At 69.4% G+C, this 20,549-nt stretch carries 27 protein-coding genes; 16 read left to right on the top strand and 11 right to left on the bottom strand.

The window, feature by feature from the left end; translation table 11 throughout:
- Window positions 1-2 precede the first annotated feature (2 nt).
- Window positions 3-1,121 (top strand): NAD(P)H-dependent flavin oxidoreductase, encoded by a 1,119-nt coding sequence (locus tag ACZ50N_RS03820; protein WP_464474666.1) that lies wholly within the window; start codon window positions 3-5, stop codon window positions 1,119-1,121.
- Window positions 1,122-1,195: 74 nt separating this feature from the next.
- On the opposite strand, the gene ACZ50N_RS03825 is transcribed toward ACZ50N_RS03820, so the two are convergent.
- Together ACZ50N_RS03825 and ACZ50N_RS03830 are read right to left on the bottom strand one after the other, a co-directional pair.
- The gene (locus ACZ50N_RS03825) at window positions 1,196-2,221 is read right to left on the bottom strand and encodes a sensor histidine kinase (RefSeq protein ID WP_048423348.1); all 1,026 of its coding nucleotides are present in this window, start codon (window positions 2,219-2,221) and stop codon (window positions 1,196-1,198) included.
- Window positions 2,208-2,924, bottom strand: coding sequence for a response regulator transcription factor (locus ACZ50N_RS03830; protein WP_046363180.1), 717 nt, complete (start codon window positions 2,922-2,924; stop codon window positions 2,208-2,210). The genes ACZ50N_RS03825 and ACZ50N_RS03830 overlap by 14 nt, the downstream gene beginning before the upstream one ends.
- Before the next feature lie 102 nt (window positions 2,925-3,026).
- Between ACZ50N_RS03830 and ACZ50N_RS03835 the strand changes: the two genes are divergently transcribed.
- From ACZ50N_RS03835 to ACZ50N_RS03855, 5 genes are read left to right on the top strand one after another with little or no spacing between them, the layout of a single operon-like run.
- Window positions 3,027-3,683, top strand: coding sequence for a glycosyltransferase family 2 protein (locus tag ACZ50N_RS03835; RefSeq protein ID WP_048423347.1), 657 nt, complete (start codon window positions 3,027-3,029; stop codon window positions 3,681-3,683).
- Complete coding sequence (locus ACZ50N_RS03840) at window positions 3,680-4,345, top strand: TIGR04282 family arsenosugar biosynthesis glycosyltransferase (RefSeq protein WP_464474667.1); 666 nt, start codon at window positions 3,680-3,682, stop codon at window positions 4,343-4,345. Before ACZ50N_RS03835 ends, ACZ50N_RS03840 begins: the two co-directional genes overlap by 4 nt.
- The gene (locus ACZ50N_RS03845) at window positions 4,345-4,974 is read left to right on the top strand and encodes a methyltransferase domain-containing protein (protein ID WP_046363183.1); all 630 of its coding nucleotides are present in this window, start codon (window positions 4,345-4,347) and stop codon (window positions 4,972-4,974) included. Before ACZ50N_RS03840 ends, ACZ50N_RS03845 begins: the two co-directional genes overlap by 1 nt.
- The gene (locus ACZ50N_RS03850; protein WP_464474668.1) at window positions 4,971-6,077 is read left to right on the top strand and encodes a molybdopterin-dependent oxidoreductase; all 1,107 of its coding nucleotides are present in this window, start codon (window positions 4,971-4,973) and stop codon (window positions 6,075-6,077) included. Before ACZ50N_RS03845 ends, ACZ50N_RS03850 begins: the two co-directional genes overlap by 4 nt.
- On the top strand, window positions 6,074-6,541 hold the full coding sequence (locus ACZ50N_RS03855) for a hypothetical protein (protein ID WP_133413076.1): 468 nt from the start codon (window positions 6,074-6,076) through the stop codon (window positions 6,539-6,541). The genes ACZ50N_RS03850 and ACZ50N_RS03855 overlap by 4 nt, the downstream gene beginning before the upstream one ends.
- On the opposite strand, the gene ACZ50N_RS03860 is transcribed toward ACZ50N_RS03855, so the two are convergent.
- Window positions 6,467-7,822, bottom strand: coding sequence for a hypothetical protein (locus ACZ50N_RS03860; RefSeq protein ID WP_464474669.1), 1,356 nt, complete (start codon window positions 7,820-7,822; stop codon window positions 6,467-6,469). The two genes, ACZ50N_RS03855 and ACZ50N_RS03860, sit on opposite strands and share 75 nt — an antisense overlap.
- A 224-nt stretch (window positions 7,823-8,046) precedes the next feature.
- Here ACZ50N_RS03860 and ACZ50N_RS03865 point away from each other — a divergent pair, with 224 nt between their 5' ends.
- Genes ACZ50N_RS03865 through ACZ50N_RS03895 form a run of 7 tightly spaced genes read left to right on the top strand, consistent with a single transcriptional unit; the run spans window position 8,047 to window position 11,978 of the window.
- Window positions 8,047-8,490 (top strand): Asp23/Gls24 family envelope stress response protein, encoded by a 444-nt coding sequence (locus tag ACZ50N_RS03865; protein ID WP_046363187.1) that lies wholly within the window; start codon window positions 8,047-8,049, stop codon window positions 8,488-8,490.
- 35 nt (window positions 8,491-8,525) lie between these two features.
- On the top strand, window positions 8,526-8,705 hold the full coding sequence (locus ACZ50N_RS03870) for a hypothetical protein (RefSeq protein WP_046363188.1): 180 nt from the start codon (window positions 8,526-8,528) through the stop codon (window positions 8,703-8,705).
- Window positions 8,698-9,087: an Asp23/Gls24 family envelope stress response protein gene (locus tag ACZ50N_RS03875; RefSeq protein WP_046363189.1), complete on the top strand. Its 390-nt coding sequence runs from the start codon at window positions 8,698-8,700 to the stop codon at window positions 9,085-9,087. Before ACZ50N_RS03870 ends, ACZ50N_RS03875 begins: the two co-directional genes overlap by 8 nt.
- Window positions 9,084-9,680: a DUF6286 domain-containing protein gene (locus tag ACZ50N_RS03880; protein WP_131722010.1), complete on the top strand. Its 597-nt coding sequence runs from the start codon at window positions 9,084-9,086 to the stop codon at window positions 9,678-9,680. Before ACZ50N_RS03875 ends, ACZ50N_RS03880 begins: the two co-directional genes overlap by 4 nt.
- Window positions 9,680-10,225 (top strand): alkaline shock response membrane anchor protein AmaP, encoded by a 546-nt coding sequence (locus tag ACZ50N_RS03885; RefSeq protein ID WP_464474670.1) that lies wholly within the window; start codon window positions 9,680-9,682, stop codon window positions 10,223-10,225. Before ACZ50N_RS03880 ends, ACZ50N_RS03885 begins: the two co-directional genes overlap by 1 nt.
- On the top strand, window positions 10,222-11,802 hold the full coding sequence (locus ACZ50N_RS03890; protein ID WP_464474671.1) for a phospholipase D-like domain-containing protein: 1,581 nt from the start codon (window positions 10,222-10,224) through the stop codon (window positions 11,800-11,802). Before ACZ50N_RS03885 ends, ACZ50N_RS03890 begins: the two co-directional genes overlap by 4 nt.
- A 5-nt stretch (window positions 11,803-11,807) precedes the next feature.
- A complete protein-coding gene (locus ACZ50N_RS03895; protein WP_046363039.1) occupies window positions 11,808-11,978 on the top strand; it encodes a CsbD family protein in 171 nt (56 codons plus the stop codon).
- Here the strand turns inward: ACZ50N_RS03895 and menE are convergent.
- Both menE and ACZ50N_RS03905 read right to left on the bottom strand, forming a co-directional pair.
- Window positions 11,975-13,099, bottom strand: a complete 1,125-nt coding sequence (gene menE / locus ACZ50N_RS03900) for an o-succinylbenzoate--CoA ligase (RefSeq protein WP_464474672.1) — start codon at window positions 13,097-13,099, stop codon at window positions 11,975-11,977. The genes ACZ50N_RS03895 and menE overlap by 4 nt on opposite strands.
- 20 nt (window positions 13,100-13,119) lie before the next feature.
- Entirely contained in the window at window positions 13,120-13,464 is a 345-nt protein-coding gene (locus ACZ50N_RS03905) for a DUF3349 domain-containing protein (RefSeq protein ID WP_046363038.1), read from the bottom strand.
- A gap of 228 nt (window positions 13,465-13,692) precedes the next feature.
- On the opposite strand from ACZ50N_RS03905, the gene ACZ50N_RS03910 reads away from it, so the two are divergent.
- The 3 genes from ACZ50N_RS03910 to ACZ50N_RS03920 are packed head-to-tail and all read left to right on the top strand — an operon-like array spanning window position 13,693 to window position 15,575.
- A complete protein-coding gene (locus ACZ50N_RS03910; protein ID WP_464474673.1) occupies window positions 13,693-14,952 on the top strand; it encodes an inorganic phosphate transporter in 1,260 nt (419 codons plus the stop codon).
- Between the two features lie 28 nt (window positions 14,953-14,980).
- Window positions 14,981-15,265 carry a hypothetical protein gene (locus tag ACZ50N_RS03915; protein ID WP_046363036.1) on the top strand — a complete coding sequence of 95 codons (285 nt, stop codon included), beginning with the start codon at window positions 14,981-14,983 and terminating at the stop codon, window positions 15,263-15,265.
- A 10-nt stretch (window positions 15,266-15,275) separates the two neighbouring features.
- Complete coding sequence (locus ACZ50N_RS03920; RefSeq protein WP_048423340.1) at window positions 15,276-15,575, top strand: DUF3349 domain-containing protein; 300 nt, start codon at window positions 15,276-15,278, stop codon at window positions 15,573-15,575.
- Here the strand turns inward: ACZ50N_RS03920 and ACZ50N_RS03925 are convergent.
- The 6 genes from ACZ50N_RS03925 to ACZ50N_RS03950 all read right to left on the bottom strand — a co-directional run bounded on the left by ACZ50N_RS03925 (window position 15,572) and on the right by ACZ50N_RS03950 (window position 20,505).
- Window positions 15,572-15,958, bottom strand: coding sequence for a VOC family protein (locus ACZ50N_RS03925; RefSeq protein WP_464474674.1), 387 nt, complete (start codon window positions 15,956-15,958; stop codon window positions 15,572-15,574). The genes ACZ50N_RS03920 and ACZ50N_RS03925 overlap by 4 nt on opposite strands.
- 17 nt (window positions 15,959-15,975) lie before the next feature.
- Window positions 15,976-17,514, bottom strand: a complete 1,539-nt coding sequence (locus ACZ50N_RS03930) for a long-chain-fatty-acid--CoA ligase (RefSeq protein ID WP_464474675.1) — start codon at window positions 17,512-17,514, stop codon at window positions 15,976-15,978.
- Window positions 17,511-18,395, bottom strand: coding sequence for an SDR family oxidoreductase (locus ACZ50N_RS03935; RefSeq protein WP_464474676.1), 885 nt, complete (start codon window positions 18,393-18,395; stop codon window positions 17,511-17,513). Before ACZ50N_RS03935 ends, ACZ50N_RS03930 begins: the two co-directional genes overlap by 4 nt.
- 65 nt (window positions 18,396-18,460) lie before the next feature.
- Window positions 18,461-19,360 carry a 1,4-dihydroxy-2-naphthoyl-CoA synthase gene (locus ACZ50N_RS03940; protein ID WP_048423336.1) on the bottom strand — a complete coding sequence of 300 codons (900 nt, stop codon included), beginning with the start codon at window positions 19,358-19,360 and terminating at the stop codon, window positions 18,461-18,463.
- A 3-nt stretch (window positions 19,361-19,363) separates the two neighbouring features.
- Window positions 19,364-19,804, bottom strand: coding sequence for a nitroreductase family deazaflavin-dependent oxidoreductase (locus ACZ50N_RS03945; protein ID WP_046363030.1), 441 nt, complete (start codon window positions 19,802-19,804; stop codon window positions 19,364-19,366).
- A gap of 11 nt (window positions 19,805-19,815) precedes the next feature.
- Window positions 19,816-20,505 carry an HAD family hydrolase gene (locus ACZ50N_RS03950; RefSeq protein ID WP_073684767.1) on the bottom strand — a complete coding sequence of 230 codons (690 nt, stop codon included), beginning with the start codon at window positions 20,503-20,505 and terminating at the stop codon, window positions 19,816-19,818.
- Window positions 20,506-20,549 lie beyond the last annotated feature (44 nt).

The following is a 20,549-nucleotide window of genomic DNA, read 5'->3' on the forward strand; positions in this document are numbered from 1 at the left end:
CCATGAGCTCAGCGTTGTGCGACCAGTTCGGTATCGACTTTCCCCTCTTCGCGTTCAGTCACTGCCGAGACGTGGTGGCCGCGGTGACCAACGCCGGCGGTTTCGGTGTGCTGGGCGCGACGGCGTACAGCCCGTCGCAGCTGGATCGCGAGCTGGCGTGGATCGACGACGTGGTAGGCGGCAAGCCCTACGGCGTGGACCTGATCGTGCCGGCGAAGTTCGAGGGCAAAGGGGAAAAACTCTCGGGCTCTGACCTGGCCGCGCGGATCCCGCAGAGCTACCGCGATCTCGTCGACGACCTGCTGCGTGCCCACGACATCGAGCCGGAGCCCGAGCGCCGGATCGGCGGCGCGTCTCTGTCCGGCAACACTGGCCGGGAGTTGCTCGACGTCGCGCTGACGCATCCGGTGAAGCTGATCGCCAACGCGCTCGGCGTGCCGCCGGACTACATGATCGAGGCAGGAAAGGAGCGCGGCATCCCGGTCGCCGCGCTGGTGGGCGCCAAGGAGCACGCGGTCAAGCAGGTCGCCGCGGGGGTGGACCTGATCGTCGCGCAGGGCACCGAGGCCGGCGGCCACTGCGGTGAGGTCAGCACGCTGGTCGTGGTGCCCGAGGTTCTTGAGGCCATCGACGGCGCGGTCCCGGTGTTGGCGGCCGGCGGCATCGTGACCGGTCGGCAGATGGCCGGCATGGTCGCGATGGGTGCGGCCGGGGCGTGGACCGGTTCGGTGTGGCTGACCACCGAGGAGGCCGAGACGGCACCGCACACGGTGGCCAAGATGCTGGCCGCGTCCTCCCGTGACACCGTGCGCTCGGCGGGCCGCACCGGTAAGCCCTCGCGACAGCTGAAGTCGGAATGGACCGATGCGTGGCTGCCGAGCGCCGAGGGGCATCAGCCGCTGCCGTTGCCGCTGCAGTCGATGCTGTGCGAGCCGGTGATCCGCCGCGTCGATGTGCTCGCCGCGCAGGGCCATCAGGGTGCCCAGGCGCTGGCCACCTACTTCGTCGGGCAGGGCGTCGGGCTGATGAACAAGGTGAAGCCGGCCCGCGAGGTGGTCCGCGAGTTCATCGAGGACTATCTGGCCGCCGCCGACCGCCTGAGCAACTCACTGCCCGGCTGACCTGCCGCGGAATACCATTCCTGGCTGTTGCAGACCAAAAAGAACAACCCGGAACAGTATTCCGCGGTCGAATGTCAGTCGACGGCCAGCGGCAGGCGCACTTCGAAGCGCGCGCCGGTCGGCAGGTTGTGCGCCGACAGCGTGCCGCGGTGCGCCTGCACCAGCCCGGCCGCGATCGCCAAACCCAGCCCGGAGCCGCTCGGCAGTGACGAGTCGGCCCGCGGCACCCGGCTGTTCGAGCCGCGATAGGCGACGTCGAAGACCCGCGGCAGGTCGGCCTCGTCGATACCCACACCGGTGTCGTCGACGCGCGCCCACGCGCTGTTCTCGTCGGCGCCCAGCGCCAGCTCGACGCTGCCTCCCTCGGGCGTGTGCGCGATCGCGTTGGCCACCAGGTTGGACAGCACCCGCACGAGCGCCCGGTCGCTGCCGACCACCCGCACCGGCTCGTCGGGAAGATTCGCCGCCAGCCGCACCCCGGCGCGTTCGGCCGCGATGCGGTGCGCGGCCAGCACGTCGTCGACGACCTCGTCGAGGGCCACCTTGTCGAACGACGGCGTCAGCGCCCCGGCGTTGATCTTGGACATCTCGAACAGGTCATCCACCATCTCCGACAGGCGCACCGACTCGTGCTCGATGTGTTTGGCGTGCACCCGGACCTCGTCCTCGGGGACCACGCCGTCGGCGATCGCTTCTGACACTGCGCGGATCCCGGCCAGCGGGGTGCGCAGGTCGTGGCTGACGAACGCGACGAGACGGCGCCGGGACTGCTCGGCGGACCGCTCGGAGTCGCGGATCTCGGCCTCCCAGACCGTCCGCCGGGCCTGGTAGCGACCCAGCATCACCGCGGCAGGGATCGTCACGATCGAGACGATCGCCAGCACCACGACGGTCCGCTCGAACGTCTCGGTGATCATGAACCCGCTGGCGCCGATCACTCCGGCGAGCGTCGCGAGCAGCGGGATCAGCGCGAGCACGACCATGCTGACGGCCAGCGACCACGTCCGCGCCAACCGGATCGCCATGCCGCCGACGAGGACCACCGGCACCGAACATGCCAGGGCCCAGCCGACGATCTCCCAGAACTCAGTCGTCGGCATCCGGCTGTCCGGCGCTCGCTCCGTCGGAACCCCCAGAAGACCACATGTAGCCGCGGCCCCACACTGTCTGGACCCGGTGGCGGTCGCCGAGTTTGGACCGCAGCCGCTTCACGTGCACGGTCACCGTCGACAGGTCGCCGAAGTCCCAGTGCCAGACCTGCTTGAGCAGATCTTCGCGGGTGAAGACGGTGTCAGTGTGGGTGAGGAAGAACAGCAGCAGGTCGAATTCCCGGTTGGTGAGGCTGACGGGTTTGCCGGCCGAGCTGACGGTCCGCGAGGCCGTCGACACCGTCAGATCTCCTGCGCGCAGCTCCATCGGCAGCACGCCGGGGGCGGCCGGCGCGCGGCGCAGCACCGAGCGCACCCGCAGCGCGAGCTCGCGCGGGCTGAAAGGTTTGGTCAGGTAGTCGTCGGCGCCCGCCTCGAGCCCGGCGATGCGGTCGTCCTCTTCGCCGAGGGCGGTCAGCAGGATCACCGGCACCGCGTACCCACCGCGTTTACGCAGGTTGCGGCACAGCGACAAGCCATCCGGACCGGGCATCATCACGTCGAGTACGGCCACGTCGATGCGCTGCGAACCCAGTAGGCGCAGCGCCTCTGTGCCGTCGTGCGCGGTGGACACGTCGAGTCCGTCGCGCTCCAAGTAGCGGCGCACGACATCGCGGACGACGTCGTCGTCGTCGGCGATCAGCACACGGGTCACCTCACGAGGTTAGCCGCACACCGTCGCTACCAGCACCTATGTCATGGATTCGTCAGCCTTGTGGGTCGCGTCCGCACGCCGGCTCGCCTAGCGTTGCGAGCTATGCCCGACTGTCCCGTCACGGTGGTGTTGCCGTGCCTCAACGAGGCCGAGTCGCTGCCGGGAGTGTTGGCGGCCGTACCGGAGGGGTACCGGGTCGTGGTGGTGGACAACAACAGCACTGACGGCACCGCCGTGGTTGCCGACCGGTGTGGGGCCACCGTGGTTGCCGAGTCGACGCCGGGATACGGGGCTGCCGTGCATGCCGGGGTCGAGGCAGCCGAGACACCGATCGTCGCGGTGCTCGACGGCGACGGTTCGCTGGACCCGCAGGATCTGCCGGCTCTGGTGGACGACGTCGAGCGGGGTGCCGACATGGCGATCGGCCGTCGCCGCGCGACCCCGGGGCTGACCTGGCCGTGGCACGCGCGCCTGGGCACCGCGGCGGTGTGCTGGCGACTGCGCAGCCGCTACGGCCTGCCGGTCCATGACATCGCGCCGATGCGGGTGGCGCGCCGTGACGCGGTGCTGGGGCTCGGTGTCACCGACCGGCGCTCTGGCTACCCGCTCGAGTTGTTGGTGCGGGCCGCCCAGGCCGGGTGGACCGTCGTGGAACATGACGTCGCCTATGGCCCGCGCACCGGCGGCACCTCGAAGGTGAGCGGTTCGGTGCGCGGTAGCGCGATCGCCGCGCTGGACTTCATGAAGGTGATCCGATGACCGGCACGTGTCTGCTCGTGGTCGCCAAGGCCCCGGTGCCGGGCCTGGCGAAGACGCGGTTGGCGGCCACCGTCGGTGACGTGACAGCCGCCGAGATCGCGGCCTCGGCGCTGCTGGACACCCTCGACGCGGTGGCGCAGACCCCGGCCGACGCGCGGGTGGTCGCGCTGACCGGCGATCTCGACGCGGCCGCCCGGTCTGCTGAGATCCGTTCGCGGCTTGAGGATTTCGTCGTGGTCGACCAACGCGGGGAGGACTTCGCCGATCGGCTGGCCAACGCCCATGTCGATGCGGCCGCGGCGACGGGAGTCACGGCGGTGGTGCAGATCGGGATGGACACCCCTCAGGTGAGCCCTGATCTGTTGACCGAGTGCGTCGACGGGTTGGCGGCCCACGACGCGGTGCTCGGGATGGCTCGTGACGGTGGCTGGTGGGTGCTCGGTGTGCGTGCTGCCGCTGCCGCCGAGTGTCTGCGGGAGGTGCCGATGTCGGCTCCCGACACCGGCGCCGTAACGCTGACAGCGCTGCGGGACACCGGATTGTCCGTGGGGCTCGTCACCGAACTCGCCGACGTCGACACAATCGACGACGTCGAGACGGTGCGCAGCGCCTGCCCGGCGGGCTCGCGGTTCAGCCGGATCACTGCGACGGTGGAGGCCTGATGTTCGGACAACTCTATGACCGTGCGTTGACCGGGGAGCGATGTTGGGTGCGCCGCGACGACGGCCGGGTGAGCCGGCTGCCGGTGCACAACTGGCTGGGCGGCAGGCACGCCGACGACCGGTTCGACACCACGATCGTCGACATGTGTGAGGGGCCGACGCTCGATTTGGGGTGCGGCCCTGGGCGTCTGGTGTCGTATCTGGTGCAGCGAGGGGTGCCGGCCCTCGGGGTCGATCTGTCGGCCACCGCGGTTCGGCTGGCGCGCAGCAGCGGCGCACCCGCGTTGCATCGCGATCTGTTCGAACCGCTGCCCGGCACCGGCCGTTGGCAGACCGTGCTGCTGGCTGACGGAAACGTCGGCCTCGGCGGAGACCCGGTCCGCGTGTTGGGTCGTGCGGCGGAGCTGTTGCGCAGCGGTGGTCGCTGCCTGGTCGAATTCGATTCCGCGGCAATCGGAATCGACGTCGGCTGGGTGCGCCTCGAATCGGCGAGCACGATCGGCCCGTGGTTCAAGTGGGCGTCGGTGGGCATCGACAGCATGCCTGCGCTGGCCGCGGAGGCGGGTCTGGCGGTTGCGGGCATCCGTCACATCGGCACGAGGGTGGTCGCCACCCTCGCCGCAGCGTGACCCGCGCCTTCACGCTGCGCGGCACCGCGATCACCGCCCGGGTGGGGTTGGCTCTCGGTGTCGCCGTGGCGATCTGCTTCCTCACCGGTCTGATCAGTCATTTCATCCAGCATCCGCAACCGTGGTTCTGGTGGCCCACCCGGCCGGTCTGGCTGTACCGCCTCACCCAGGGCCTGCATGTCGTCAGCGGTATCGCCGCGATTCCGCTGCTCGTGGTCAAGCTGTGGTCGGTGTGGCCGAAGCTGTTCGAACGGCCACTGCTCGGTGGCCCGGTGCGGGCTCTGGAGCGCCTCTCCATCCTCGTGCTGGTGGCGTCGATGATCTTCCAGTTGAGCACGGGCCTGCTCAACACCGCGCAGTGGTATGTGTTCGGATTCTTCTTCACCACAGCGCATTACGCGGTCGCCTATGTCGCGGTCGGCGCGGTCGTGGTGCACATCGGGGTGAAGTTGCCGGTGATCCGGCGCGCGCTCGGCGAGCCCCTCGACGACCCGGGCAGTCGCGGCCAGGGCCCGACACGCCGGACCGTTCTGGTCGGGACATGGCTGGCGGTCGCGGCGGCCACCGTGGTCACAGCGGGGCAGACGGTCCCGCTGCTGCGCCGTCTCTCGGTGCTCGCGCCGCGTTCGGGCGAAGGGCCGCAGGGTGTTCCGGTGAACCGCTCGGCGACAGCAGCCGGGGTGGTCCGCGCCGCGCAGGCGCCGGACTATCGGCTGACCGTCGTCAACGGCACTCGCAGCCGCGAGTTCAGCGTCGCCGAACTCGCCGCCCTCCCGCAGAGCACCCACCGGTTGCCGATCGCGTGCGTGGAGGGCTGGAGCAAGGACGCCGAGTGGACCGGAGTGGTGCTCGCCCAGCTCCTCGCCGCGGTCGGCGCGTCCCCGGACTCCGACGTCCGGATGATCTCCCTCGAGGGCCCGGGGCCCTACTCCCGCACCGTACTCCCGGCGCGGCATGCGAGCGACGACATGACGCTGATCGCGTTGCAGCTCAACGGAGAGACGCTGAACCTCGACCACGGCTATCCGTGCCGGTTGATCGCCCCCACCAGACCCGGTGTGTTGCAGACGAAATGGCTCACGCGGATCGAGGTCGTGCCGTGACGGCGGTGCGGGCGCTGCTGGTGGCCGCGGGCGTCGCGCTCGCCGCCTACGGCGCGCTGCTGTTGGTCGACGATCCACCGGCGGTGCTGATGCGGATCGTGCTGTGGGCGGCAGCGGGAGTGGTGCTGCACGATGTCGTGTTCGCACCGGTGTGCGCGGCGCTCGGCTTCGCGGGGCGGCGCCTGGTGCCGGTCGGCTGGCGCGCCCCGGCGGCGATCGCCGCTCTGTGCAGCGTGGTGCTGGCCTTGGTCGCGGTGCCGGTGTACGACAAGCCGGGCATGCGGCCGGACAACATGACGGTGCTCGACCGCAACTACGTGGCCGGGTTCTGGATCGCGCTCGCCGTGATCTGGGCGTGCGTGCCGCTGGCCGTTCTCGCCAAACGGTTCCTACCAGTTCGTGAAGATCAGGTGGTTCACGGCCAGCGCGCCGACGACGTTGAGCGCCAACCACCAGCGGTGTGACTTCTTCGGCAGCAGAGCGGCCGAAGCCACCAGCCACACCATGAACGGCAGCCAGATGCGCTCGGTTTCGGCCTTGCTGAGCCGGGACAGGTCAGCCGCGACGATGGACAGCAGTGCGCCCAGGACCACGAGGTGCAATCCGCTGCGGCGGCGCAGGGCCGCGAGGTCGAACACCCGGCTGAGGCCGGCCACGCTGCCGAGGCCGATCGCGCACACCACCGACGCCAGATTGGCCCAGCCCCAGTAGGCGAACGGCCGGTCGTTGGCGATGCCCTGCCAATAGCGTTCCTGCACGAGGTGATAGCCGTCGAGCCACCAGAATCCGGCGAGAGCGAAGATCGCGACGACCACGAGGGCGGCCAGCACCGCGGGCACCAGCGCGGTCAGCAGTGAACGCCGACTGCGGGCGCTGATCAGCACGGCGACCGCCGGCAGCGCCATCAACCCCAGGCCGTAGTTGCAGAAGATGCCCCAGCCCAGTAGCAGGCCGGCCCCGACGGCCGCCAGAACGGGCCATCGGACCGATCCGGTCACGGCGAGGGCCAGCAGGGCGATGCCCCAGGCCGCGACCCCGGTGAAGTAGCCGTCGGCCGAGACGGCGATCCAGATGGCGGTCGGCGCGACCGCGACGAACGGCGCGGCCCGGCGTGCCATGTCCTCGTCGCTCAGGGCGCGCACCGCGACGACGATCGCGGCGGCCGCGCTCGAGCCCGCCAGCAGGCACAGCATGCCGGCCCATGCCCCGCCGCCGAGCCCGATGCGGTCCAGCCACACGAAGGTCAGGAGTGCACCCGGCGGGTGTCCGGAGACGTGGGTGATCCAGGAGTCCGGCTGATAGTCGAGGATTCTGCCGGCGAAGGTGCGGACCGCCTCGCCGACGTCGTCGATCGTCGGCACCTGGCGCAGGTATTCGTGGCGGGCGGTCAGCCGTCCCGCGAAGCCGCGCTGCCAGCCGTCGACCATCGCCAGGCTGAATGCCCACGCACACGATGTCGCCCACGCCGCCCACGGCACCGCGCGCCACGGCAGCCGGGCCGCCAGGGCGGGTCCCCACAGCACGGCGGCCACGCCGATGGCGATCGCCGGGACGGTGCCGGGACCCACGTGGGCGTTCCACCATCCGAAGATGGGCGCGGTGTCGGCGAAGTCGCGGAACCGGTCCGGGCTCGCGTTGAGCAGCGGGGTCACCACGGGTAGATGCAGCCGTGGCACGACGAAGGCCGCCGCCGTCAGGACCACGGCGACGCTGACGGCCACTACTTCTCTGCGGGACACAGACATCCCCGACAGCCTAGGGACCGGAACCCCGCCCGTGGTCTGACGTGTCGGTGACGCCAGTTTGGTGCCGGTGTTCGACGGGGTAGAGGAAGGTGCTGCGCGTTTGCTCGCCGGTGACTCACGACGATCATGTGTCCGGGATTACATCGATCCGGCATTCGGATCGGACCCCGGGCCACGACCGAAGACGTGTACGAACACCGACACATGACCGTAGGAGGACAATCATGACCGCTTCGACCCCCGCCGTTGCCAAGGCAAGCACCGGCTCGCTCGTGACCACCCAGGGCAGCACCACCATCGCCGACGTCGTGGTGTCCAAGATCGCCGGCCTGGCCGCGCGTGAGGTGCATGGCGTGCACGACCTCGGCGGCAACGCCAGCCGCGCCGTCGGCGCCCTGCGTGACCGCATCCCGGGCGCATCCACCAACTACTCCCAGGGCGTCTCGGTCGAGGTGGGGGAGAAGCAGGCCGCGGTCGATCTCGACATCGTCGCCGAGTACGGAGTCTCGATTTCCGACGTCGCCACGGGCATCCGCCGTAACGTCATTGCCGCACTGGAGCGCATGACGGGCCTGGAGGTCGTCGAGGTCAACATCACCGTCCACGACATCCACGTCCCCGACGAGGATGGAGACGACGCCGAGGACCGCTCGGGCCGGGTTGAGTGACGGATCACCCAAAGAGACGGCAGAGGAGAGAAACGATGACCACAGCAACAGTCGGCCTGCTGGCCGGGATTCTTCTCGGGGTGGCCGCTGCGGCCGGTGGCTTCACAGGCTTCCTCATCGCGCTGGTGCTCGGGGCGATCGGCTACGTGATCGGCGGGCAGCGCGACGGCGAGTTCGACGTGACGACCTGGCTGCAGGGCCGGGGTCGTGGCTGAGACAGGTGCGGCCGTCGTCGACGAGGCGGCCGCGGTCACCGATCCGGGTGACCGCGGCAGCCTCCAGGTCCGCGACCGCGCAATCGAACACCTCGTGGAGGCTGCCGTGCTGACCACCCCCGGGGTGCGACGCCACGGGCGAGCGTTGAGCAACCTGGTCGGCCATGACCTGCCGCGTGTCGACGCTGTCGTCGCCGGCGATCACGTCCGCACAGCGGTCCAGGTCGCCGCGGAATGGGGCCGGCCGCTGGCTGCGCTGTCGGCCGATGCGCGCGGACGGATCACGACCGCGTTGCGCGATCACGCCGGGTTGGCAGTCGACGGGGTCACGGTGCACGTGGCGGCGATCGTGCCGCCCAGTGCCGAGAGGAAGGTGCGATGACTCCTGCAGTGAAGGAACACACAGAAGAGATCGTGGAAACCCCGGCGCCGCAACAGGTACCGGTACGTGCGGCGCCGGTTCCGGTCGCCGCGGCGGCAGCGAGCAAGGTCGCGGTCGTGCTGTCGATTCTGCTCGCCGCGCTGGGCGTCGTCGCGGTCCGCGACGCCGTCGTGGGATTGGGCTGGGCCTCGGGTTCGCAATGGCTGCCCGTCGCCGCCGACGCCGTCGACGGCTTCGCGCCCGCTGACTGGGTGACAGTCGCGGGCGTTGCCGTGGTGCTGATCGGTCTGCTGCTGGTGGTGCTGGCTCTCAAGCCGCGCCGCCGAACCGCGGTGGCCGTCACCGCGCAGACGCCGATGTATCTGACCGTCGACGGCATCGCCGCGCTCGCGGGCGCCGCGGCGCGCGACGTCGCCGGCGTCGTCGACGCGCGAGCCACGTCGTCTCGGCGTCGCGTCGTCGTACGCTGCCGTGTCACAGGCGATGACAGTGGTGCGCTGCGCGCCGGTATCACCGATGCGGTGACACGCAGCCTCAGTGCGCTGCAGAGCCCGCCTCGCGTCGTCGTCCGCACCCGAACGAAGGAGATCTGATGACCCGCGCCGCTGTCGCGTTCGACCGCGTGGTGACTCTGCTGACCGGGATCGCTCTGGTGGCTCTCGGCTTGGCCGCCGTCGCCTGGGTACGAGGGAACGTGGGCGCCGGCCGGGCCCTGACGACACCGCTGGCCGGCTGGACGTCGGCGTCCTGGTGGCCCTGGGCGCTCGGTGGGGCCGGGATCGTGGCCATTCTGCTGGCGCTGCGCTGGCTGGCATCTCACCGCTGGCCGCCCAAGGCCGCGCGCGTGAATCTGACCGGTGACGCCACCGCCACCGCGGATGCCACCTCGGTGGCTTCTGCGGCCGCCGACGTACTCGCCGCGGACCCCGCGGTGACCAAGGCGTCCGGTAGCGCCACACGGCATCGCGGACGCCCCACCGTGACGCTGACTGCGCGGGTGCCGGCCCGGTCGGGGCTGTCCGCAGCCATCGGCGCGGCCGACGACGCCGCCCGCACCGCCGCCACGATGCTCGGCGACAGCGTCGCCATCCGCACCGTTTTGCGTGTCGACACCAAGGCTGGAACCGTCGTGCGATGACGGACGACGATCGCAAGGCTGTCCTCGAGCCGGGCGTGACGTGCTGGCGCAACGAACGCGCCGGACGTTTCGCCCGGCTCATCGACGGTGCGGATTACCTGTACTACGTCAAGGAGGCGATGCTCGGCGCGCGCAAGCGGATCATGATCATCGGTTGGGATCTGGACGCGCGCACGGCTTTCGAGCCCACCGGTTCCACACTGAGCGGACCTGACACCCTCGGGCTGTTCCTCACTTGGCTGGTGTGGCGCCGGCCCGAGCTGGAGGTCTACCTGCTCAAGTCCAATCTGAACCTGCTGCCTGCACTCGACCAGTTCTGGTTCGGGCTCACGCCGGTCTCGCTGGTCAACCGATTCACGTTGCCTCGCATGCATTTCGCGGTGGACGGTGCCCGGCCCACCGGCGCCGTGCACCATCAGAAGATCGTCGTCGTCGACGACGCCGTCGCTTTCTGCGGTGGCATCGACTTGACCCTGGGCCGCTGGGACCGCCGCGATCACGCCCGTCACGACCGCGGCCGGTCCTCGGCTGGGCGGCCCTACGGCCCCCGCCACGAGGTCGCGACCGTGGTCGACGAGGCCGCGGCGCGCGTGCTGGCTGACCAGGCGCGGCTGCGCTGGCGCGATGCGACCGGCGTCGAACTCGAACCCGTGACACCGACGGAACCGGCGTGGCCGCGAGGGCTCAACCCTGACGTGCGCGATGTCGACGTCGCCGTCGCCCGTACGCTGCCGTCCTTCGGGCGGCGGGCGGAGGTCCGGGAGGTCGAGGCCCTCAATCTCGCCGCGATCGCCAGCGCTCGCTCGGTGATCTATCTGGAGAACCAATACCTGGCCTCGCGGCGTCTGGCAGACGCGCTCGCAGCCCGACTGCGCGAACCGGACGGGCCCGAAGTGGTGATCGTTCTGCCGCGCAGTTCGGAGAGTCGGCTCGAACAGGAGTCGATGGACAGCGCCCGCGAACGATTGCTGCGCTTGCTGTGGAAAGCCGACGAGCACAATCGATTCGGCGTGTACTGGCCTGTCACCACAGGTGGTATGCCGGTCTACGTGCACTCGAAGGTGATGGTCATCGACGACCAGCTGTTGAGAATCGGTTCGTCGAATCTGAACAACCGGTCGCTGGGCTTCGACAGCGAGTGTGACGTGGCGATCGAGGCGGGAGGCCGCTCGGACATCGAGCACGAGATCGTGCTGGCTCGTGACGATCTCGTGGCTGAGCACCTGGGGGTTTCGGTCACCGAGTTCCGGCGGGCGTTGCAGCGCCACGGATCATTCCTCGCCACGGTCAACGCGTTGCGCGGCACCGGACGGTCCCTGCGCTCGTTCACCCGGTTCATGGTTTCGCAAGAGGCCGGACCGCTGGGCGAGAACGACCTGATGGACCCCGATCACGTGCCGCCCTCTCTGCTCGAGGGTTTCGCCAGCCTGATGACCGGTCTGGTGCTGTGGCCGATCGCGCGTGCCTATCCGAGCATCGTGTCCTACATCACGTCGTGGGCGCGTACGGAATCCGAGATCGCAGACGACCAACTCATGAAAGCGCCCACCGGGGGCGCTCGACATGAAAGAGGTTGAGGGACATGGGTTTCATCGACAAGGCCAAGAACGCTGCCGAGGACGCCGTCGGTAAGGCCAAGGAGGTTGTCGGCGACGTCACCGGCAACGACGACCTGAAGGCCGAAGGCAAGAAGGACCAGGGTGTCTCGGGCGCCAAGAAGGTCGGCGAGAACATCAAGGACAAGCTCAGCTAATCGCCGACGGTGAATCGACGGATGAGTTCGCGTCTGTCGATCTTGCCGATACCGCGCCGCGGCAGCTCGGCGACGACATGCACCTCGCGGGGTGCCGCCGTCGCCGGCAGATCCGCTGCGACATGCGAACGCAACTCGGGCAGCGTGATCGTCGCCCCGTCCGTCATCACGACGGCGGCGACGACACGCTGCCCAAGTCTTTCGTCGGGCACCCCGAACACCGCGCATTCGGACACCGCGGGGTGGCTCGCCACCGCCGCCTCGACGAGCGACGGCAGCACCGTCAGACCGCCGGTGCTGATCGCGTCGTCGACCCGGCCCAGCACCCGCAGAACCCCGGAATCATCCAGTGCGCCAATGTCATCGGTACGGAACCAGCCCGGTTCGGCGAACGGATCGGGGAAGATCCGATTGCGGTAGCCCAGCGCCACCGTCGGCCCGCCGAGGGAGATCCGGCCCGATTCGTCGAGGGCCACCTGAACCCCGCTCAGCGGGACGCCGTCGTACACGCAACCGCCCGCGGTCTCGCTCATCCCGTAGGTGCGGATCACCGGAACGTCTGCCGCAGCGGCCTTTTCGGCGACGGCGGCCGGCATCGGGCCACCGCCGATGAGCACCGCATCCAGCGACGCCAACGCATCGGCAGCAGCGGGATCATCGAGCGCCTTGGTCAGCTGAGCTGCCACGAGTGAGGCGTAGCGGCGCCCCGAGCCCATCGCCGTGATCGCCCGCGCGAGGTCGAGCGGCTGCGCACCGGCGGGAACCGCGACCGGTGTCGTGCCGGCGACGGCGCTGCGGACCAGCACCTGGAAGCCGGCCACGTGGTACGCGGGCAGGGCCAGTAGCCAGCGCCCAGGACCGCCGAGGCGCTCGTGGGTGGCGTGCGCGCTGGCCAGCAGACCCGCCGCGCTCAGCAGTGCCCCCTTCGGGACACCGGTGGTGCCTGATGTCGACAGCACCGCGACCACCGCGTCGTCGATCTCGTCTCCGGCGCGCAGCGCGCGGGCCACCGCCACGGACTGCTCGGAATCGTCGGCAGGTACGGGCAACAGGCTGGCCCGACCCTCCAGGGCGGCATCGACATCGGGCAGGACATCCAGCGCCGCCGCGCCGGATGACACGGGCAGGAGGCGCAGCGTGGCTATGGCATGTCCTCTCCGGTGTCCTCGCTGTCACGCGGATCATCGAGCGGCCAGCCTTTGGCGGCGAGCCTCTCGCGCACCCGTTCGACGTCGTCGGGTGAGGGCAGGTCGTCGGTGATCTGGGTGATCAGCACCCCGATGTCGACGGTGTCGATGCCGGACGGGCCGGGGGGAAGAGCACCGAACTCCGTGTCGGCGGTCAGGGTGGCCACCACGGCCTTGACTTCGTCGTCGGTCAGGCGGCGGCGCAACAGCGCCAGCAGCGGAACCCGATCGGCGCCGGGCACCCCTTCGGGATATCCGGCCGCGATCCACGCCGCGATCTTGGCCAGGAATTTGGTCAACGTCTCATCTCCCGTGCAGACGTCGGGGCGAGGTGCCCTCGGCAGGTCGATAGTAGCCCCGGGCCGTCCGGGAGGTCGCCCGGCGGCGGTGCGACACAACGGATGCCGGCATGAAGGTGAACATCAGATGAACACCTGGCCGGCTTTGGAGAAAGTGCCATGTGGCCCCTCTGATCGGAGCCTCTGTCGATTAGTCAAAATCGGTTGTCGGCCAGCAGAATCATCACCATGAGCGGAGAGCTGATCATCCTCGTGCTGTTGATTGCCACGGCGCTGGCATTCGACTTCACGAACGGGTTTCACGACACGGGGAACGCGATGGCGACGTCCATCGCGACCGGTGCTCTCAAGCCCAAGACGGCGGTGATCCTGGCCGGGGTGCTGAACCTCGTCGGTGCGTTCCTGTCCGTCGAGGTGGCGATCACGGTCACGACGTCCGTGCTCAAGATCCAGGACAGCAAGACCGGATCATTGGTGTCGGGCATCGACGCCTCCACGGGCTTGACGATCATCTTCGCCGGCCTCATCGGCGGCATCCTGTGGAACCTGCTCACGTGGCTCTTCGGCATCCCGTCGAGCTCGTCGCACGCGTTGTTCGGCGGACTCATCGGCGCCGGCCTCGCCGCGCTCGGCACTTCCGGGGTCAACTGGAGCGGCGTGATCAGCAAGGTCGTCATCCCCGCTCTCGCCGCCCCTTTCATCGCCGGCCTCGTCGCCGCCTGCGGCACCTGGATCGTCTACCGCCTCACCCGCAACGTCGTGAAGAAGCGCCGCGAAGAAGGCTTCCGCTGGGGCCAGATCGCGACCGCCTCGCTCGTGGCCCTCGCGCACGGCACCAACGACGCCCAGAAGACGATGGGCGTCATCGCGCTCGCGCTCATCACCACCGGCCACCTCACCGGGAACGTGAAAGAGGACGGCCTGCCGTTCTGGATCGTCGCGTCCTGCGCCCTGGCCATCGGGCTGGGCACCTACATCGGTGGCTGGCGCGTGATCCGGACGCTCGGCAAGGGTCTGGTCGAGATCGAATCGCCGCAGGGCCTGGCCGCGGAGGCATCGTCGGCCGCGATCATCCTGTCCTCCAGCGCGGCGGGCATGGCGCTGTCCACCACCCACGTCGCCACTGGGTCCATCCTGGGCAGCGGTGTCGGAAAGCCGGGCGCGCAGGTGCGCTGGGCGGTCGCCGGCCGGATGGCCACCGCGTGGCTGATCACGCTGCCGGCCGCCGGCGTCGTCGGTGCGCTGTCCTTCTGGCTCTCGCACATCGTCGAGCAGACCACCGGTAACGCGCTGGCCGGTGACGGACTGATCTTCGTGATCCTGGTGGCGCTCTCCGGCTACATGTACTGGCGGGCCCAGCAGCAGAAGGTCAACCACCACAACGTCAACGCCGACTGGGACGAGACCACCAACTCGGTGGTCCCCGCCGACGCGCGCGACCTCACCGCCCCCGACACGGCCACAGACAAGCCCGCGGCCTCGGTCTAGCCGGCGCGCAGAGAGCTAAGGAACAGTCATGTCCTACCTGGAAGCAATCCTCAAGGTGCTCGCCGTGGGCCTCGTCCTCGGCGCCGGCCTGCCCGCGCTGTTCGCCGTCGGGCTGGTGGCCTACTCCCGTGGCGCCGGTGGCGCGGAGGCCGACGGCACGGTCGACGCCCCCAATCCCGCGCTGAAGGCGGTCGGTGTGCTGCTGTTCGCGTTCGTCGCGGTCGTGATCGTGATCGGCATCCTCTACATCACCAAGGGCACCATCAACCACCACTTCGGGTTCAACCCCGTCCCCTTCCTTCCCGGAAAGTGAGCTGATCGCGATGGCCGAGCACACCTTCAACAGCATCCTGACCTGGCTGCACGACGGATACCCGCAAGGTGTGCCGCAGAAGGACTACTTCCCGCTGCTGGCGCTGCTCTCCCGCACGCTGACCGAGGAGGAGGTCGTGCGAGCGGCCCAGACCGTGCTCAAGGGCTCCGATTCCGACGAGGTCACCGAGCAGGAGATCCGTGCGGCCATCCACGTGGTGACCGACAAGGAGCCCAACCCGGAGGAGATGCACCAGGTCGCCTCGCGTCTGGCGTCGGTCGGCTGGCCGTTGGCGGCGCCGGCGCGCTAGCTGCGGGTGTCGCGACGCAGCGGGTGATCGTCGGGGACCTCGACGAAGATCAACGTGACGCCGTCCGGGTCGCTGACATGCATCTCGTGCAGCCCCCACGGCTCGCGGCGCGCTTCCCGATCGATCGTAATTCCCCTCTGGCGCAACGCATCCTGGGTCGCGGCGAGGTCACGCACCTGCAGCCACAGTGCCCCGGGGAACGGCGGCGTCCCGTCGGCGGATGCCCCGTGGCCGGCGATCTCGATCAGCGACTGGCCGGCGTAGAACACCGTGCCGCCGGAATACTCGCGGGCGATCGCCAACTCGAGGCCGTCGCGGTAGAACGCCATCGAGCGGTCGTAGTCCGCGGGCCGCAGCAGCACCCGGCTGGCCAGGATCTCCATGGCCCGTGTCTATCACGTCACCCGACGGGACGATCCAAGGCCTGCCAATAGGGTTCGCGCACAGCCCGTTTCAGGATCTTTCCGCTCGGGTTGCGCGGCAGCACGTCGACGAAGTCGACGCTCTTGGGCACCTTGAAACCGCCGAGGTGTCCGCGTGCGAAGTCGATCAGCGCCTGCCCGGTCGGCCGCGTTCCCGCCGTCGGCACCACGACGGCTTTCACCGCTTCGCCCCAGCGCTCGTCGGGCACCCCGATCACGGCGACGTCGGCCACGTCGGGATGGGTCATCAACACGTTCTCCACCTCGGCGGGGAACACGTTCTCGCCGCCGGTGACGATCATGTCCTTGATGCGGTCGCGCAGATACAGGCGACCCGCATCGTCGAGATAGCCGGCGTCACCGGTGCGCAGCCAACCGTCCGCGGTCAGCGTCGCGGCGGTGGCGGCCGGGTTCTGCCAGTAGCCCAGCATGTTCTGCGCCGAGGAGGTCCACACCTCGCCCACGCTGCCGGGCGGCACATCGAGCCCGTCGGAATCCACTATGCGCAACTGCACCCACGGATACGGCGTGCCACAGGACCGCATCGTCTCCGCGGTCAGGTCCGATGCCGCCAGCTGGGTGATCGACCCGGCGGTCTCGGTCATCCCGTACACCTGGGCGAAAACGGGACCGAAGCGGTCCACGCCGCGCCGCAGCACGTCGTCGCTGATCGGGGACGCGCCGAACACGACGATCCGCAGGCTCGACACGTCGGCCGTCGCGAGGTGCGGGGTGTCGAGCAGCATCCGCACCACCGCCGGCACCACCAGCATGTTGGTGACGCGATGGGTGTCGATCGCGTCGAGAATCGCCACCGGGTCGACGTCGCGCAGCACCACGGTGAGCGCGCCGTGCCACAGGCCGGCGAACGCCCACCCGGAGCCCGCCATGTGGAACAGCGGCATCACGGCCATGCTGACCGCGCCGGGGCCCAGCTGCCACGGGCCTTCCACGCCGCTGGTCTTGCACACGTAATTGGCGTTGGACAGCATCGCGCCCTTCGGCAGCCCCGTCGTTCCCGAGGTGTACATCAGCATCACCAGGTCGTCGGGTCCGGTGACGACGCCGGGATCGGTGGCGGGGTGCTGTCGTACCCACTCGTCGTAGTCCGGCCACCGCGGGTGCGTGCCGATCGCCACGATGCGGGCGCTCAGGGGAGTCTCGATGGTCTCGACGTGGCCGAAGAAATCGGCGCCGACCACGACGACGGTCGCGCCGCAGTCGGTCAGGATGTGCGCCATCTCCGCGGGTGCGAGCCGCCAGTTGAGCGGCACACCCACCGCCCCGAGTTTGGCCAGCCCGAACATCACCTCGAAGAACTCGGCGCCGTTGCGGTCGATGAAGGCCACCCGATCGCCGGTGCGCACGCCGGCGGAGGCGAAGGCCTGGGCCACGCTGTTGGAGCGGGCGTCGAGTTCGCCGTAGGTGACGGTGCGGTCGCCGACGATCAACGCGGGAGACTCGGGGCGCTGCCGGCCGTGCCCGCGGACGACGTCGGCCAGCCCTTCGAACGTCACTGCCGTGGCTGCATGCGCTGACGCTTCATGATCGTGTCGACCGCGGCGGGGGCGATGCTGTTGATCGCGTGCGCGGTGACGGCGATGCGTGGGGCGATGCTGACCGGCCGGTGCCGCGCGGCGGTGATGATCCAGCCCGCGGCCTCGCTCGCCGACAGCCCGGGCAGCCCGTCGTAGGCGCGCGTCGGGGCGATCATCGGCGTCTTGACCAGCGGGTAGTAGAGCGTGGTGCAGTGCACGCCCCGGTCGCCCCACTCGGTTTCGATGATTCTGCTGATCGACGACAGCGCGGCCTTGGACGCGTTGTACACACCGAACAGCGGCGGCGATTCGGTCTTCACACCCCAGGTGGAGACGTTGATGATGTGCCCGTCGCCGCGCTCGAGCATGCCGGGCGCCAGCCCGCGGATCAGCCGCAGCGGACCGTAGTAATTGAGCGTCATCGTCCGTTCGACGTCGTGCCAGCGGTCCAGCGATTCGGTCAGCGGTCGGCGGATCGAGCGCCCGGCGTTGTTGACCAGGATGTCGACGCCGCCGAACTCAGCGGTGACGGTGTCGACCAGCTCGTCGATGGCGTCGAGGTCGGACAGGTCGCAGGCGTGGGCCCGCGCCGTTCCGCCTGCCTCGGTGATGCGCTCGACCAGTGCGTCGAGCAGTTCCTGTCGGCGGGCGACCACGATCACGGTGGCGCCGCAGCGCGCCAGCTTCTCGGCTGCGGCCTCCCCGATGCCCGACGAGGCGCCGGTCAGCAGGATCCGTTTGCCGGCCAGGTCGATGGTCTCCCGGTCGGGCCGATACTGCAGCAGCGTCGGGATCAGCGGGGGCCGCATGCTGGTCAAGACGACCTGCTCGGCCAGCCGCCGCAGCGGATTCTGTTTCATGAGATCTCCTCGTGATTTCGGCGTGTTTTTCGTCGCTCAGCGACGAGAAACACGCCGAAATCGCTCTAGAAGTAGCGGGGAAAACCAGTCCAGTCGGGGTCGCGCTTCTCCAGGAACGCGTCACGTCCCTCGACGGCCTCGTCGGTCATGTACGCCAGCCGCGTCGCCTCGCCGGCGAAGAGCTGCTGGCCCACCAAGCCGTCCTCGGGGAGATTGAAGGCGTACTTCAGCATCCGGATGGCCTGCGGCGACTTCCCGTTGATCTCCGAAGCCCACTGCAGCGCAACAGTTTCCAGGTCGGCATGGTCCACCACCTCGTTGACTGCGCCCATCGCGTGCATCTGCTCGGCGCTGTAGGGCCGTCCCAGGAAGAAGATCTCGCGGGCGAATTTCTGCCCGACCTGGCTGGCCAGGTACGCCGAACCGTACCCGCCGTCGAACGAGCCGACGTCGGCGTCGGTCTGCTTGAACCGGGCGTGCTCGCGGGAAGCCAGCGTCAGGTCGCACACCACGTGCAGTGAATGCCCGCCACCGGCGGCCCAGCCGTTGACCAGACAGATCACCGGCTTCGGCATGAATCGGATCAGGCGCTGCACCTCGAGGATGTGCAGTCGGCCGGCGCGGGCCGGGTCGACGGTCTCGGCGGTCTCGCCTGCGGCGTACTGATAGCCGGAGCGGCCGCGGATGCGCTGGTCACCGCCCGAACAGAACGCCCAGCCGCCGTCCTTGGGGGACGGGCCGTTTCCGGTCAGCAGCACCACGCCGACGTCGGAGCTCATCCGGGCGTGGTCGAGCGCCCGGTACAGCTCGTCGACGGTGTGCGGCCGGAAAGCGTTGCGTACCTCGGGCCGGTCGAATGCGACGCGGACGGTCGGCTGGCTGACGTGCCGGTGGTAGGTGATGTCGGTCAGGTCCTCGAAGCCGGTGACCGGCTGCCACAGACTGGCGTCGAACGGGTTGCTCACCCGTCAGACGGTATCGAACCGGAACACCGAGCAGCGCCCGGCCAAGGCCTCGAACTCGTCGGGGTGGGGTCCGGTGACCAGACCGGCGTTTTTCATGAAGCTCACCCCGGTGGGCACGAGCACCGGGAACTGCCGCAGCAGCGGACGCGCTTCCTCAGCGGACAGCTCGACCATCCGGACGCGTTCACGGGTCTTGCCCTGTGAGAGCACGGCCTCGGGGTTGGCCTGTGCGTTGCGCACCCAGTCGGCGCCGGGGAATCCGCCGACGACGTAGCGCCGGCCGTCCACCTCGAACGGCGTGATCGGTGTCGACCGAGGCTGCCCGGACTTACGGCCTGTCACCGTCAGCACCATCGGCCCGTCTTTGATGATGCCGATCCGCGTCGCGGCCATCAGGACCTTGTTCATCGGCTTCAGCCACCACGGCGGCCGGGGATTCGCCATGAAAACCGAGGTTACAGCGGGATGCCGTGCGCCCACAGGGCCGCGACCAGCCCGTCGCGCCGGTCCCGGGTGGGCAGCGGGTCGACGAGCGCGAACCGGCAGCCCAGCGCGCGGGCGCCACCGTCGGCTTCGTCGCTGTCGCCGACCATGAGGGCGCGCTCAGCGGGAACCCCGAGCTGCTCCAACGCCGCGGTGAAGATCGCCGGATCCGGTTTGGTCGAACCCACTTCGAACGACAGGACGAAGACGTCGACGTCGTCGGCCACTCCGGTTCTCTCGAAAGCGGGCCGGATGTCGAAGGCGATGTTGGACACCACCGCGGTCTTGATGCCTCGTTGTTTCAGCCCGGCCAGCACGGTCGCGGTGTCCGGGTAGGGCGTCCACCAGATCGGGTCGATCACTTTGGCGTACAGGGCTTCCGCGTGGTGGCGGGCCAGCCCCGATTCGCGGAGCACATGCAGATACGCCTCACGATGCAGGTGGGGGGCGAGGTCACGGTTCACCCATGCATGGAGCGCCTCGGGCGTCATCGACACCGTCTGCCCCGTCGGCACGGTGAGCCGGTGCACCAGTTCGGCCTGGACATGCGCGTCCACGACCTTGTCGTCTTCGAGGGTCATGCCCTCGAACCAGCTGTCGTCCTCCTCGAGACGGAACAGGGTGCCCGAGAAGTCGAAGAGCACGGCGTCCACGTCGGTCACGGAATCGGCCACCCGACCATCGTGCCAGGTGTGAAAAGGGGAGT

Source organism: Mycolicibacterium obuense, from assembly GCF_055397605.1.

What these genes read in the sequence shown, in the direction of transcription:
- ACZ50N_RS03945 (WP_046363030.1), bottom strand. Translation starts at nt 19,804, where the DNA reads ATGGCGAATCCCCGGCCGCCGTGGTGGCTGAAGCCGATGAACAAGGTC.
- ACZ50N_RS03865 (WP_046363187.1), top strand. Translation starts at nt 8,047, where the DNA reads ATGACCGCTTCGACCCCCGCCGTTGCCAAGGCAAGCACCGGCTCGCTC.
- ACZ50N_RS03860 (WP_464474669.1), bottom strand. Translation starts at nt 7,822, where the DNA reads ATGTCTGTGTCCCGCAGAGAAGTAGTGGCCGTCAGCGTCGCCGTGGTC.
- ACZ50N_RS03915 (WP_046363036.1), top strand. Translation starts at nt 14,981, where the DNA reads ATGTCCTACCTGGAAGCAATCCTCAAGGTGCTCGCCGTGGGCCTCGTC.
- ACZ50N_RS03910 (WP_464474673.1), top strand. Translation starts at nt 13,693, where the DNA reads ATGAGCGGAGAGCTGATCATCCTCGTGCTGTTGATTGCCACGGCGCTG.
- ACZ50N_RS03880 (WP_131722010.1), top strand. Translation starts at nt 9,084, where the DNA reads ATGACTCCTGCAGTGAAGGAACACACAGAAGAGATCGTGGAAACCCCG.
- ACZ50N_RS03885 (WP_464474670.1), top strand. Translation starts at nt 9,680, where the DNA reads ATGACCCGCGCCGCTGTCGCGTTCGACCGCGTGGTGACTCTGCTGACC.
- ACZ50N_RS03870 (WP_046363188.1), top strand. Translation starts at nt 8,526, where the DNA reads ATGACCACAGCAACAGTCGGCCTGCTGGCCGGGATTCTTCTCGGGGTG.
- ACZ50N_RS03825 (WP_048423348.1), bottom strand. Translation starts at nt 2,221, where the DNA reads ATGCCGACGACTGAGTTCTGGGAGATCGTCGGCTGGGCCCTGGCATGT.
- ACZ50N_RS03925 (WP_464474674.1), bottom strand. Translation starts at nt 15,958, where the DNA reads ATGGAGATCCTGGCCAGCCGGGTGCTGCTGCGGCCCGCGGACTACGAC.
- ACZ50N_RS03820 (WP_464474666.1), top strand. Translation starts at nt 3, where the DNA reads ATGAGCTCAGCGTTGTGCGACCAGTTCGGTATCGACTTTCCCCTCTTC.
- ACZ50N_RS03840 (WP_464474667.1), top strand. Translation starts at nt 3,680, where the DNA reads ATGACCGGCACGTGTCTGCTCGTGGTCGCCAAGGCCCCGGTGCCGGGC.
- ACZ50N_RS03845 (WP_046363183.1), top strand. Translation starts at nt 4,345, where the DNA reads ATGTTCGGACAACTCTATGACCGTGCGTTGACCGGGGAGCGATGTTGG.
- ACZ50N_RS03895 (WP_046363039.1), top strand. Translation starts at nt 11,808, where the DNA reads ATGGGTTTCATCGACAAGGCCAAGAACGCTGCCGAGGACGCCGTCGGT.
- ACZ50N_RS03835 (WP_048423347.1), top strand. Translation starts at nt 3,027, where the DNA reads ATGCCCGACTGTCCCGTCACGGTGGTGTTGCCGTGCCTCAACGAGGCC.
- ACZ50N_RS03935 (WP_464474676.1), bottom strand. Translation starts at nt 18,395, where the DNA reads ATGAAACAGAATCCGCTGCGGCGGCTGGCCGAGCAGGTCGTCTTGACC.
- ACZ50N_RS03920 (WP_048423340.1), top strand. Translation starts at nt 15,276, where the DNA reads ATGGCCGAGCACACCTTCAACAGCATCCTGACCTGGCTGCACGACGGA.
- ACZ50N_RS03890 (WP_464474671.1), top strand. Translation starts at nt 10,222, where the DNA reads ATGACGGACGACGATCGCAAGGCTGTCCTCGAGCCGGGCGTGACGTGC.